The sequence below is a fragment of the Nonomuraea sp. NPDC050790 genome (assembly GCF_044456745.1).
Lineage (GTDB): Bacteria > Actinomycetota > Actinomycetes > Streptosporangiales > Streptosporangiaceae > Nonomuraea.
On the sequence record NZ_JBITGF010000014.1, the window covers coordinates 153,553 to 166,563 of the forward strand.

A 13,011-nucleotide genomic window follows, 5' to 3' on the forward strand; every position below is an offset into this window, starting at 1 on the left:
TCAAGTTTGGTTGAGGCCCTACGGTCGATCCATGAGCATGGAGATGACCGCATGGCACCAGCTTTACTCGATGAACAACAACCAGCGTGACCGAAGACGCCTGTCCAAGGCCACGCTGAAACGCATAGGCGGCTTCGCCCGCCCTCACCGCCGCAGGATCACCCTGTTCCTGGTGCTCAGCGTGGTGATGGCGGGCCTCGCCGTACTGGCCCCCGTTCTCGCGGGCCGGGTCGTGGACGCCATCGTCAAGGCGCAGCCCCTGAGCGTCGTGATCGGGCTGGCCGCGCTCATCGCCGGGCTCGCGCTGGCCGAGGCCGGCCTCGGGCTGGTCAGCCGCTGGCTGTCGGCGGGCCTGGGCGAGGGGCTGATCCTCGACCTGCGCACCGCGGTGTTCGACCACGTCCAGCGCATGCCGGTGGCCTTCTTCACCAGGACGCGCACCGGCGCGCTGGTGAGCCGCCTGAACAACGACGTCATCGGCGCCCAGCGCGCCTTCACCGACACCCTGTCCAGCGTCGCGGGCAACGTGGTCACGCTTCTGCTGACCCTCACGGTCATGATCGGGATCTCCTGGCAGATCACGCTGCTGGCGCTGCTCCTGCTGCCGATCTTCGTACTGCCGGCCCGCCGGATGGGACTCAGGATCGCCGACCAGCGCCGCGAGGCCGCCGACCACAACGCGGCCATGAGCACCCAGATGACCGAGCGGTTCTCGGCGCCTGGCGCGACGCTGGTGAAGCTGTTCGGACGCCCGGCGCGGGAGTCGGCGGAGTTCTCCGCCAGGGCCAGGCGGGTGCGCGACATCGGGGTGCGCACCGCGATGACCCAGTACGTCTTCGTCACCGCCCTCACCCTCGTCTCGGCCCTCGCGCTGGCGCTCGTCTACGGGCTCGGCGGCTTCTACGCGCTGCGCGGCCAGCTCGACCCCGGCTCCGTGGTGGCGCTGGCGCTGCTGCTGACCCGCCTGTACGCGCCGCTGACCAGCCTCGCCAGCGCCCGCGTCGACGTCATGAGCGCCCTGGTCAGCTTCGAGCGGGTCTTCGAGGTGCTCGACCTGGAGCCGCTGATCAAGGACAGGCCGGGGGCGCGGGCCGTACCCGATGGTCCGGTGAGCGTGGAGTTCGACGACGTGCGCTTCGCCTACCCCGCGGCGGACAAGGTCTCCCTCGCCTCCCTGGAGGAGGTCGCGACGCTCGACACCCGGGGCGGCGAGCGGGTGCTGCACGGCATCTCCTTCACCGCCGAGCCCGGCCAGATGATCGCCCTGGTCGGCTCCTCGGGCGCGGGCAAGTCGACGATCGCGCAGCTCCTGCCGCGTCTGTACGACGTCGACGAGGGCACGGTACGGCTCGGCGGCGTGGACGTGCGCGACCTGAGCGCCGACTCCATCCGCCGGACCCTCGGCATGGTCACCCAGGACGGCCACCTCTTCCACGACTCCATCCGCGGCAACCTTCTGTTCGCCCGCCCGGAGGCCACCGAGGAGGAGATCTGGGACGCCTTGCGCAGGGCCCGGCTGTCCACGCTGGTCGAGTCGCTGCCGGACAGGCTGGACACCGTGGTCGGCGAGCGCGGCTACCGCCTGTCCGGCGGCGAACGCCAGCGCCTCACCATCGCCCGCCTGCTGCTGGCCAGGCCGCAGGTGGTGATCCTGGACGAGGCCACCGCCGCGCTCGACTCCACGAACGAGGCGGCCGTGCAGGCGGCGCTGGCCGAGGCGCTCGACGGCAGGACCGCCCTGGTGATCGCCCACCGCCTGTCCACGATCCGCGCCGCCGACCAGATCCTGGTGATCGAGGACGGCCGGGTGGCCGAGCGCGGCACCCACGAGGAACTGCTGGCCGCCGGGGGTCGCTACGAGGAGCTCTACCGCACTCAGTTCGCCGACCCGGCCATCTCCACCGCCGCGTGATCGTGCGTACGGCGCCGCCGCCGCAGAGCCGACAGGCTCACCGGCACCCCGGCCAGCACGATCACCGCCGCGATCACCAGCGTGAACTGGTAGGCGTCGAGGAAGGCGGGCAGCGGAGCCAGGCCGCTGCCCGCCTGCCGGGAGGTCAGGATCGCGCCGAGCACGGTGATGCCGAGCAGCCCGAAGACCTCGCGGGAGACGTTCAGCACGCCCGAGGCGACGCCCGAGCGGCCCTCCGGCAGCGTGTCGAGCACGGCGCTGGTCAGCGGCACCAGCAGGCCGCCGCCGACGCCGTAGACCAGGAACCAGGGCAGCACGTCGAGGTAGCGGCCGTCTGCGCCCACCCCGGAGAGCATGAAGATGGCCGCGGCCATGAGCGTGAGGCCGATCGCCACGGTCGGGCCGATGCCGAAGAGCCGTGCCACCCGCTGTGACAGCAGGGCGACGACCGCCATGACCAGCGCCATCGGCACGAACGCCGCGCCCGCCTCGGTGGGGGAGAAGCCGAGCACGTTCTGCAGCCACAGCGCGCTGAAGAAGTAGATGCCGAAGACCCCGAACGACCAGATGCCCATGCTCAGGATGCCGCCGCTGAAGACCCGGTCGCGAAACAGGGACACGTCGATCATCGGCTCGGCCGCGCGGGACTCGGCCAGGACGAAGGCCACGGCGCCGGCCAGTGCCACGGCGAAGGCGGCCAGGATGACGGGGGAGGTCCAGCCGGCCGACGAACCCTCGATGAGGGCGAAGGTCAGGGCGAACAGGGCGAGGGTGGAGGTGGCCAGTCCGGGGAGGTCGAGGCTGTGCCGTACCGGCTGGAAGGAGGGGCGCACCGCCCACCAGGCCAGCCAGAACGTGGCGACGCCGAGCGGCACGTTGATCAGGTAGATCCAGCCCCAGTGCAGGTACTCGCTGATGAAGCCGCCGGTGACCGGGCCGAGCGCCATGGACAGCGCGCCCGCCGAGCTCCATATGCCGACGGCCCTGGCGCGTTCGGCGCGGTCGCGGAAGATCTGCGACAGCAGGGCCAGCGAGGTCGGCGTGAGCAGTGCCGCGCCGACGCCCTGGACGGCGCGGGCGGCGATGAGCGTGCCGCCGGAGGCCGACAGGCCGGCCAGCAGCGACGAGATCGTGAAGACCGCCAGCCCGGCCAGGAAAACCCGCCGCGCGCCGAACAGGTCGGCCAGCCGGCCGCCGGCCAGCATGAGCCCGGCGAAGAGCAGGATGTACGCCGTCGTGATCCACTCCAGCCCCGAGATCGTGAGGCCGAGCTCCCGCTGGATCGTCGGCAGTGCCGTGTTCTGGATGTTGTTGTCCAGGTAGGTCATCGTCGTCCCGAGCGTCACAGCGCCCAGGGCCCACCATCTCCGCATGATCCTTCCCTCCTGTACGCCGTACTTGTACGACGTACAGGAGACCTTGTACGGCGTATAGTTGTCAACCGTGATGGGAAAACTGAGCGCCGAGGCCATCGTCGAACGCGCCCTGGAGATCGGCGACGCCGAGGGGCTCGACGCCGTCACGATCCGGCGGCTGGCCACCGACCTCGGCGTCACCCCGATGGCCCTCTACTGGCACTTCAAGAACAAGGACCTGCTGCTCATCGGCATGGCCGACCACCTGATCGCCGGCTTCGAGGTCGGCGCGGGCGACGACCGGCCGTGGCTCGACCGGTTGCGCGACCTCGTCGAGGGCCTCATCAGGACGCTGCGCAGGCACCCGTGCGCCAAGAACGTGCTGGAGCAGATCGACCAGACCCGGGTGCCGCGCTTCCTGGCCGTCTGGGACCGGGCGCTCGGCCTGGCCAGCGAGGGCGGGTTCGGCATGGAGGAGAGCTGCCTGATCACCAAGTACATCCTGCAGAGCGCCATCGCCATCGCCGACGCCCCGGTCCACTTCCGCGCCGGCTGCACGCCGGAGGAGGCGCGCGAGACGCTCAGGGTCAAGCGGGTGGGCCTGGAGTCCCTGCCCGCCGACCGCTACCCGAACCTCGTGGCGATGGCCGCCCCCATGGTCGGCGACCTCGACCCCGGCTTCTACGACTCCTTCGGCGTCGACCTGATCCTCAGCGGCATCGCCGCCCTGGCAGGATCGAGGGCATGAGCTTCGAGCTGATCTGCGAGATCGAACCGCCCACCAAACCCGATCTGAAGCACGTCAGACACCAGATCGGCACGCTCAGCAAGATCGCCCACTCCTTCCTCATCCCCGACAACCACATCGGCCGCGCCACGGCGACAAGCTCACGAGCGGCAACCGCACCGGCGACCTGACGGTCCGTTCGATGATCGAGGAGGCCAGGGCGTTCTCGCCGGGCTTCAAGGTCGGGGCGGCGGCGGGCCATCGTCCGCTGCCGGCGTGGAAGCGGGCGGCCGACTTCCTGTTCGTCCAGGTCAGCTTCGACGTGGAGGCCCTGCTGCGCTGGCGCGAGGCCAACCCCGTGGACGTGCCCGTCTACGCCGGGGTCATGGTCCTGGCCAGCGAGTCCCACGCGCGCCGCCTGGCCGGCGCCATCCCCGACATCGCGATCCCCGACTCGATGATCACCGCGCTGGCCGCCGACCGCATGGCCGGGGTCGAGGCGGCCTGCGAGCAGGTCCTGGCCATCCGGGACTCCGGCGCGTACGACGGCGTCCACCTCATCCCGGTCGCCCGCTACCGCGACGTGGAATCCCGCCTCGCCACCGAACTCAGATGACCACTCCGCGACCGCCGTGGGGCGGGATGGTCACGCGTGTTTGGGGGAGCGGGCGAGGGTGGCCAGGAGGGTGCCGAGGAGGGCAACGGCGAACAGGACGGCGTAGGCGCGCTGGAAGCCCGACATGAGCTGGTCCACGGCCACCGGTGACAGCCTGGACAGCGTGGCCGCGTACACCTGGTCGCGGACCTCCGGGCTCACCGAGCTGGTGATCAGGCTCAGCGACATGCCCACGCTCAGCACGACGCCCACGTTCATGATCATGACGCGGAAGCCGTTCACCACCCCCAGGCTGCCGGTGGGCAGCGCGGACATCACCTGCGTGGTGTTGCCGGTCAGGAAGGTCCCGCTGCCGCATCCGGCCAGGAAGAGCCCCACCCCGATGACCCAGTACGGCGTGGCCGGGTCCGCCGTCAGCATCAGCGTCCCGAGACCCAGAGCGCTCAGGACCGCCCCGGCGACCGACACCGCGTAGGGAGACATCCGGCGCCCGAGCATCCCGGCCACGGGCGAGGCGAGGCCCATGCCCACCGGCACCGGCAGCACGCTCAGACCGGCCGTGAACGCGTCCAGCCCGCGGGCCGACTGGAAGTACAGGGCGACGACCAGGATCAACGCCGACCGGGCCAGCGCGTTGCAGAACGAGGCCAGGTTCGCGCAGGCCAGCATCCTCCCGGCGAACAACCGCATGTTGAGCACCGGGTGCGAGGCCCGCCGTTCCACCACCACGATGAGCGGGGCCAGCACCAGGAAGACGGCGGCGCCGGTGAGCACGACGGGGCTGGACAGGCCGCGGGAACCGGCCTCCGACAACGCCAGCAGCACCGCGGACAGGGCGGCGAACACCAGGACGTTGCCCAGCGCGTCCACCGGCTCGCGCGGCCCGCGCGGCATCTTCCGCAGCGTCACCGCCCCCCACACCAGCGCGATGACCCCGGCGGGCACGTTCACCCAGAAGATCCACTGCCAGCCCGCGGTGTCGGCGATGAGCCCGCCGAGCGTGGGCCCGGCGAGCTGGGCGACGGACAGGGTGCCGATGTAGACGCCCATGCCCTGGCTGAGCCGGTCGGGCGGGAAGGCGTCGGTGATGATGACGGTTCCGTTGGCCAGGATCATCGCCGCGCCGACGGCCTGGACGACGCGCATCGCGACCAGGAACCACACGTCCGGCGAGAACCCGGCCAGCAACGAGGCCACGGTGAACAGCGCGAACCCGGCCAGGTAGATCTCCCGCCGCCCGAGCAGGTCGGCGACCCGGCCGAAGAAGACGAGACTGGCGGTGTTGACCAGCAGGAACGCCAGCAGGATCCAGCCCGACTCGAACGGCCCCGCCTCGAAGTGCCGCACCACGGCAGGCAGCGCGACGTTGAGCGTGCTGCCCGCGATGCCGATCAGGATGAGCCCGAGACTGGTGACGGACACGACCTTCCAGGCATACCTGAGGCGACTGGCGTAATCGGGGGAGACCGCGACCATGCCCTCCACTATGACGTACGACGTACGTCCGATTTCACCTGGCCCGCTTGCGCAGCCCCTCCAGGTCGTGGATGACCACGCGCCGCCGCCCGGTCTCGATCAGCCCCCGGTCGCGCAGCGAGCGCAGCGCCTTGCTGACCGCCTCCCGCGAGGCGCCGGTCCAGCCGGCCAGCTCGTCCTGGGACAGGGGCAGCGCCACGCGTACCCCGCTGTTGGTCTTCTCGCCGTAGCGTTCGGCCAGCTCGATCAGCCGGGTCGCCACCCGCCCGGTCGTGTCGAACGCGCCGTACTCGATCCGCTTGCGGTCGGCGTCGCGCAGCTTCTCGGTGACGAGCTGCATGAGCAGCACCGCGACCCGCCCGTGCGCCCGCAGGTACGCGGGGAAGTCCTGGACCACGAACCCCGCGATCGGCTCCAGCGCCGTCACCGTGGCCGAGCGCGGCGAGCCGTCGATCGACGACATCTCGCCGATCAGCGCGCCGGGCCCGCGGATGGCCAGCACGACCTCGGTGCCGCCGCTGGTGTGCGAGGAGCACTTCACCCGCCCCTCGGTCAGCACCAGCACCCAGTCGGAGGTGTCGCCCTCGGCCATGACCGTCGTGCCGCGCTCCCACCGGCGCGGCCGTCCCGCCGCGCGCAGCGCGGCGACCTCTTCCGGAGTGAGCATCGAGGTGAACTCGCCGGGCTCAGGGTTCATGCCGCGATTATGACGGTACGGCTGCCGCCCCTTCTATGGCATTGTCAGCAGAACGTGGGCCTCCACCCGCTCGTCCTTGCCCTTGAGCTCCAGCTTTCCGAGCGGCCGGGTCGTGACCCCGGCGCCGAGCTGGGACAGCGTGGTCGCCCCGATGACCACCGACCCGGGCTCGGCGACGCCCTGCAGCCGCGCGGCCACGTTCACGCAGTCGCCCATCGCGTTGAAGCCCCGCAGCTCGGGGCTGCCGATGTTGCCCACGAGGGCGGGCCCGGTGTTGACCCCGACCCGGAACGTCGGCCACTCCACCTCGCCGCCCCTGCTCTCCGCGGCGATCTCCCCGGCCGCCTCCTGCATGGCCAGCGCCGCCCGGCAGGCCGCCGCCGCGTGGTCGTGCTGCGTGGCCGGAGCGTTGAACAACGCCAGCAGCGCGTCCCCGACGAACTGCACGATCGTGCCGCCGTTGTCGAGGATGCACGGCACCGCGGCGGTGTGGTAGCGGTTGAGCATCTCCACGATCTCGCCCGGCGTGACCCGCTCGGAGAACGTGGTGAACCCCTTGAGGTCGGCGAACAGCGCGGTGAGCTGCTTGAGCTGCCCGCCCAGCGCCGCCTGCTCGGGGTCGGCGAGCAGCGCGTTGGCCACGTCGGGCGACATGTACTGCCGGAACAGCGTGTTGAGCTCGTGGTAGAGGCGGGCGTTCTCCAGCGAGATCGAGAGCTGGCCCGCCAGCGTCGCCGCGAGCGCCTCGTCCTGGGCGCTGCGACCCAGCGGCACCTCCAGCGCCCCGGCCAGATGTCCCTTCACGGTCAGCGGGTAGGCGACGAGCCGGTCCCGGTGGACGGGCGTGTGCCCCTCGAAGACGTACTCGCGGGAGCCGATGTCCACCCGCCCGTCGGCGACCAGGCCGATCCTGACGTCCCCGTACGCCTGCCGGACCCGCTCCAGGGCCGTGGCCAGCAGCTCCGTCTCGGGCAGGCCCACGCGGGTCTGGGCGCTGACGTCCACGAGCGCGGCCAGGCGCTCCGACAGCCGCCGCTCGTTGGCCAGAGCCTCGCCGGCCCGGTCGAGCACGGCCGCCTGGCTCTCGGTCAGGTCGAACTTGCCCGCCAGGCGGGTGGCGGCCAGGGGTTCGCCGCGCCGTACGTGCTCGACCAGCTCTTCCAGGGCGCGGTCGTAGTCGGCCTTGATGCGCGCCACCGTCGCCGAGAGGGCGACGGCGTCGAACAGCCCGGCGCTGGAGCCCTCGCGGCGGAACTTCAGGTACGCGCTGTAGCCGACGAAGACGAAGGCCAGGGTCAGCAGGACGTGCCAGAGCCACCAGGTCAGGTGCCAGTTGAGCTGCGACGTCCCGGCCAGCATCGCCTCGCCCAGGAGCGCGTAGGCGGTGGTCAGGCTGATCAGCATGGCCGCGGGGCGTCGGCGGTGGATGAGGAACATCATGACGGTGGCCGCGCCGTACAGCAGGATGCCGGGGATCGAGCCCCAGACCAGCCAGTCGGCGTGCCGGTTGAGCGGCGGGTCGCTGAGCGGGGTGAGGCCGGGCAGCAGCGAGGCCAGCCCCCACAGCACCATGAAGCCGATCAGCGCGCCGCGGATGACGTGCTGGGCCTCCAGTACGCGCGCCGCCGCCCGATCGGCCAGCGGCAGCGCGGAGGCGAACGCGAACCCGGCCGCCACGGTGAGCCCGACCTGCTGCCCGATGTCGAACCCGAGCGAGCCGACCGGCAGGATCACCCGCGGGGTGGCCAGGCCGTGCAGGAAGAAGAACCCGGCGCTGGTCAGGAACACCATCGACACGAGAAACAGCCGCGCGTCCTGCCTGCGGCGCGACGCCTCGCTGACCATGAGGCCGAGGGTGACGTTGAGTCCGGCGACCGCGAGGATCATCCAGAAGTGGCTGGGATTGTGCTGCCACATGACGTTGAGCTGTTCCTGCGCGAGGAGCAGCCAGAGCCCGAGCAGGGGCAGCGCGAGATGGATCGCCCAGACGACGGCTCTGACCGGCTGGGTCGCGGGCGGGAGGTAGGGACGGTCGGTAGGCAACGTGCGCCCTCCGCGGTGACGTGGGCCCCGAACAGTCCTGATTATCCCCAAGTCCCGGACCGCGCAGTGCGTCGTTTTACGCAGACCGTCAGTCAGAGTTGGTCAGCCCAGTTCGTTACTCTTTGTAAGTTATGAACACGTTATGTGATGGCTGTCATCCCTTGGAACGGTTGAAGCGTGAACCTCATGCTCACCACGAGCATCAGATTCCCCTGGAAGGACAACCGTGGCCCTCAAGACTCGCGTGCTCCCGCTCGCCGCCGCAGGCGCGCTGGCCGCCTCGCTGCTCACCGTCGGTGGCGTCGCCACCGCCTCCACCTCCTCGGCGGCCGAGGTGCACGCGTGCGTGCACAAGAAGACGAGGTACGCCCGCATCGTCAACCCGACCACGCCGTGCAGGAAGACCGAGGTCAGGGTGCTCATCGGGGGCGGCGGGCACAGCACCTCCGGCGTCCAGGGCCCCCAGGGCGACCGCGGCCCCGCGGGCCCGGCCGGCCCCACCGGCGCGACCGGTCCCATGGGCCCGAAGGGCGCCACCGGCCCGCAGGGCCCGAAGGGCCTGGACGGCAAGCCCGGCGAAAACGGCGCCCCGGGCAAGGACGGCGCGACCGGTCCCAAGGGCGCCGACGGTAAGGACGGGCTGAACGGCAAGGACGGCGCCACCGGTCCCAAGGGCGCCGACGGCAAGGACGGGCTGAACGGCAAGGACGGCGCCACCGGCCCCAAGGGCGCCGACGGCAAGAACGGCCTGAACGGCAAGGACGGCAAGGACGGCGAGCGCGGCCCGGCCGGACCCGCGGGCCCCAAGGGCGAGAAGGGTGAGAAGGGCGAGCCCGGCACCGGCGGCGGCAACTACACCACCTACACGGAGCACAGCTCGATCGGCTACACCTCCGGCACCGCCTCGTGCAAGGGCAACGACATGGCCACCGGCGGTGGCTTCTCCGGGATCTCGGCCCGCTACACCGTCACCGGCAGCATGCCGTCGGGCGCCAAGAGCTGGACGGTGACGATCACCAAGGACAACAACAACGACAGAAGCGTCGCGGAGGCCAACTCCCACGGCGCCGACAACGGCACCGTTTACGTGGTCTGCCTGAAGAAGGCCTGACACGTGCCGAGGGGCCGGTGCGAACGCCACCGGCCCCTCAGCACCACATAACTAGCCCAGCAGCTCAGGCAGCGTACCCTCGTGCGTCTCGCGCAGTTCGGCGAGCGGCACCTCGAACACGCCCTCCACCGCCAGCGAGGACCCACCGGTGACCCCGAGCCCGTAACAGGGCACTTCGTGCCGCGCGCACAGCGCCGCGAACTCCTCGAACGCCTCCGGCCTGACCGCCACCAGCGCCCGCGCCGACGACTCGCTGAACAGGTCCGTGAACGCGTCCCCGGTCAGCGAAGCCGAGACCGTGGCCCCGACCCCGGCCGCAAGGCACGCCTCGGCCAGCGCGATCCCCAGCCCGCCGTCGGACAGGTCGTGCGAGCCCTCCAGCAGCCCCCGCCACGCCGCCTCCACCAGTACGGTGGCCAGCGCCGCCTCGGCGACCAGGTCGGCCTCGGGCGGCAGCCCGCCCAGGTGGCCGTGCGCCACGTGCGCCCACTCGGACCCGCCGAACTCGGCCTTCGTCTCGCCCAGCAGCGCGACCCGCAGCCCCTCGGCAGGGAACCCGGACGGCACCCGCTTGGCCACGTCGTCGATGACGCCGAGCACGCCCACGACGGGCGTCGGGTGGATGGCGGTGCTGCCGGTCTGGTTGTAGAAGGAGACGTTGCCGCCGGTCACCGGTACGCCGAGGGTCTTGCAGGCGTCGGCCAGACCGCGTACGGCCTCGGCGAACTGCCACATCACCTCCGGGTCCTCGGGCGAGCCGAAGTTGAGGCAGTTGGTGACGGCCAGCGGCTTGGCGCCGGTGACGGCCACGTTCCTGTACGCCTCGGCCAGGGCGAGCTGCGCGCCCGCGTAGGGGTCGAGCTTGGCGTACCTGCCGTTGCCGTCGGTGGACAGCGCGATGCCGCGGGTGGTGGGCTCGGCGCCGGCCATCACCTCGGAGATGCGCACCATGCCCGCGTCGGCCGGCTGGGCCAGCACGGTGTTGGAGCGCACGTACCTGTCGTACTGGGAGGTCACCCACTCCTTGGAGGCCAGGTTCGGCGAGCCGAGGAGCTGCAGGAGCGCGGCCCGCAGGTTGTCCGGGCGCTCCAGGCGGTCGGGGGTGTCGGCGTTGAGCGCGGGCTGGCCGACCGGCTCGTGGTAGGGCCGCTCGTACACCGGTCCGTCGTCGGCCGCGGTGCCCGGCGGGATGTCGACGATGACCTCGCCGTCCCAGGTCATGATCAGGCGGCCGGTGTCGGTCACCTCGCCGATGACGACGGCGGGCACGTCCCACTTCTCGCAGATGGCCATGAAGGCCGGGATGTCCGACGGCGTGACGACCGCCATCATCCGCTCCTGGGACTCGCTCATGAGGATCTCCTCGGGCCGGAGCGAGGGATCGCGGAGCGGGACCAGGTTGAGGTCGACGTGCATGCCGCCGGTGCCCTTGGCGGCCAGCTCGGTGGTGGCGCAGGAGACGCCGGCCGCGCCGAGGTCCTGGATGCCGACGACGACGTCGGCCGCGTAGAGCTCCAGGCAGCACTCGATGAGCAGCTTCTCCATGAACGGGTCGCCCACCTGTACGGCGGGCCGCTTGGCCTGCGACTCGTCCTCGAAGGTGGCCGAGGCCAGCACCGAGGCGCCGCCGATGCCGTCGGGCCCGGTGGAGGCGCCGAACAGCACGACCTTGTTGCCGGGGCCGGGCGCGGTGGCCAGCTTGATCTGGTCCTTGCGCAGCAGGCCGACGCACAGGGCGTTGACTAGCGGGTTGCCGATGTAGCAGGGGTCGAAGACGACCTCGCCGCCGATGTTGGGCAGGCCGAGGCAGTTGCCGTAGGAGGAGATGCCCTCGACGACGCCGGGCAGCACCCGCTTGGTGTCCTGCTGGTGGGCGCCGCCGAAGCGCAGCGCGTCCATGACGGCGATCGGGCGCGCGCCCATCGACATGATGTCGCGCACGATGCCGCCGACGCCGGTGGCCGCGCCCTGGTGCGGCTCGACGTAGGAGGGGTGGTTGTGCGACTCGATCTTGAACGTGGCGGCCCAGCCGTCGCCGATGTCGACGACGCCGGCGTTCTCCCCCATGCCGACGAGCAGCGCCTCGGACTTGGGGGCCTTGGTGGCGAACTGCCGCAGGTGCACCTTGGAGGACTTGTACGAGCAGTGCTCCGACCACATGACGGAGTAGATGGCCAGCTCGGAGCCGGTGGGCCGGCGGCCCAGGATCTCCTTGACCCGGTCGTACTCGTCCCGCTTCATCCCGAGCTCGGCGAAGGGCATCGCCTCCTCGGGCGTCTCCGCGGCTCGCTTCACGCTGTCGGTCATGCGTTCACCAGCTTCCTGAGGATGGAGGTGAAGAAGGCGCGCCCGTCGGTGGAAGGGGCGCCGACCAGGTCCTCGACCGCGTGCTCCGGGTGCGGCATGAGGCCGACGATGTTGCCGGCCTCGTTGGTGATGCCCGCGATGTCGTTGAGCGAGCCGTTGGGGTTGCCGAGGTAGCGGAAGACCACCCGGCCGCCCGCCTCCAGCTCGGCCAGCGTCTCGTCGGAGGCCACGTAGCGCCCCTCGCCGTGCTTGACCGGCAGCACGATCTCCTGACCGGCCGCGAAGTCGTGGGTCCAGGCGGTCTGGGCCGACTCCACGCGCACGCGCTGGTCGCGGCAGACGTAGTGCAGCGAGGCGTTGCGGGTCAGCGCCCCGGGCAGCAGGTGCGCCTCGCACAGGATCTGGAACCCGTTGCAGGTGCCGAGCACGGGCAGGCCCGCCCTGGCCGCCGGGATCAGCTCGTCCATCAGCGGCGCGAACCGGGAGATCGCCCCGCACCGCAGATAGTCGCCGTAAGAGAAGCCACCGGGCAGGAAGACCGCGTCGACCCCCTTGAGGTCGTGGTCGGCGTGCCACAGCGGAACGGCCTGCGCGCCGGCCAGTGCGACGGCGCGTGCCGCGTCCTGGTCGTCGAGTGTGCCGGGAAACGTGACTATGCCCACGCGGGCAGCGCTCATGACTTCATCCCCTCCGAGGATTGAGCACGCGCGCGCCACCATCTCTTGCTGGCGGATGGCGGTCTGCGGCGGTGCCCACAATCTATCGGG

The 13,011-nt window shown here is 71.2% G+C and carries 11 protein-coding genes; 5 read left to right on the top strand and 6 right to left on the bottom strand.

Annotation, left to right across the window (positions count from 1 at the left end; translation table 11 throughout):
- Positions 1-31 precede the first annotated feature (31 nt).
- A complete protein-coding gene (locus ACIBEJ_RS47005; protein ID WP_397189515.1) occupies positions 32-1,912 on the top strand; it encodes an ABC transporter ATP-binding protein in 1,881 nt (626 codons plus the stop codon).
- On the opposite strand, the gene ACIBEJ_RS47010 is transcribed toward ACIBEJ_RS47005, so the two are convergent.
- A complete protein-coding gene (locus ACIBEJ_RS47010; protein ID WP_397189516.1) occupies positions 1,876-3,285 on the bottom strand; it encodes an MFS transporter in 1,410 nt (469 codons plus the stop codon). The two genes, ACIBEJ_RS47005 and ACIBEJ_RS47010, sit on opposite strands and share 37 nt — an antisense overlap.
- Positions 3,286-3,358: 73 nt before the next feature.
- Between ACIBEJ_RS47010 and ACIBEJ_RS47015 the strand changes: the two genes are divergently transcribed.
- The 3 genes from ACIBEJ_RS47015 to ACIBEJ_RS47025 are packed head-to-tail and all read left to right on the top strand — an operon-like array spanning position 3,359 to position 4,610.
- Positions 3,359-4,015 carry a TetR/AcrR family transcriptional regulator gene (locus ACIBEJ_RS47015; RefSeq protein ID WP_397189550.1) on the top strand — a complete coding sequence of 219 codons (657 nt, stop codon included), beginning with the start codon at positions 3,359-3,361 and terminating at the stop codon, positions 4,013-4,015.
- On the top strand, positions 4,012-4,185 hold the full coding sequence (locus ACIBEJ_RS47020; RefSeq protein ID WP_397189517.1) for a hypothetical protein: 174 nt from the start codon (positions 4,012-4,014) through the stop codon (positions 4,183-4,185). The genes ACIBEJ_RS47015 and ACIBEJ_RS47020 overlap by 4 nt, the downstream gene beginning before the upstream one ends.
- Before the next feature lie 11 nt (positions 4,186-4,196).
- Positions 4,197-4,610, top strand: coding sequence for a methylenetetrahydrofolate reductase (locus ACIBEJ_RS47025; protein WP_397189518.1), 414 nt, complete (start codon positions 4,197-4,199; stop codon positions 4,608-4,610).
- Between the two features lie 30 nt (positions 4,611-4,640).
- On the opposite strand, the gene ACIBEJ_RS47030 is transcribed toward ACIBEJ_RS47025, so the two are convergent.
- The 3 genes from ACIBEJ_RS47030 to ACIBEJ_RS47040 form a co-directional block, all read right to left on the bottom strand.
- Positions 4,641-6,032, bottom strand: coding sequence for an MFS transporter (locus ACIBEJ_RS47030; RefSeq protein WP_397189519.1), 1,392 nt, complete (start codon positions 6,030-6,032; stop codon positions 4,641-4,643).
- Positions 6,033-6,120: 88 nt separating this feature from the next.
- Positions 6,121-6,783 carry a Crp/Fnr family transcriptional regulator gene (locus ACIBEJ_RS47035; RefSeq protein ID WP_397189520.1) on the bottom strand — a complete coding sequence of 221 codons (663 nt, stop codon included), beginning with the start codon at positions 6,781-6,783 and terminating at the stop codon, positions 6,121-6,123.
- Positions 6,784-6,816: 33 nt separating this feature from the next.
- Positions 6,817-8,826, bottom strand: coding sequence for an adenylate/guanylate cyclase domain-containing protein (locus ACIBEJ_RS47040; protein WP_397189521.1), 2,010 nt, complete (start codon positions 8,824-8,826; stop codon positions 6,817-6,819).
- A 226-nt stretch (positions 8,827-9,052) separates the two neighbouring features.
- Between ACIBEJ_RS47040 and ACIBEJ_RS47045 the strand changes: the two genes are divergently transcribed.
- Entirely contained in the window at positions 9,053-9,937 is an 885-nt protein-coding gene (locus tag ACIBEJ_RS47045) for a hypothetical protein (protein ID WP_397189522.1), read from the top strand.
- A 51-nt stretch (positions 9,938-9,988) separates the two neighbouring features.
- Here the strand turns inward: ACIBEJ_RS47045 and purL are convergent, their stop codons facing one another.
- Both purL and purQ read right to left on the bottom strand, forming a co-directional pair.
- Positions 9,989-12,244 (bottom strand): phosphoribosylformylglycinamidine synthase subunit PurL, encoded by a 2,256-nt coding sequence (gene purL, locus ACIBEJ_RS47050; protein WP_397189523.1) that lies wholly within the window; start codon positions 12,242-12,244, stop codon positions 9,989-9,991.
- The gene (gene purQ, locus ACIBEJ_RS47055; RefSeq protein WP_397189524.1) at positions 12,241-12,921 is read right to left on the bottom strand and encodes a phosphoribosylformylglycinamidine synthase subunit PurQ; all 681 of its coding nucleotides are present in this window, start codon (positions 12,919-12,921) and stop codon (positions 12,241-12,243) included. The genes purL and purQ overlap by 4 nt, the downstream gene beginning before the upstream one ends.
- Positions 12,922-13,011 lie beyond the last annotated feature (90 nt).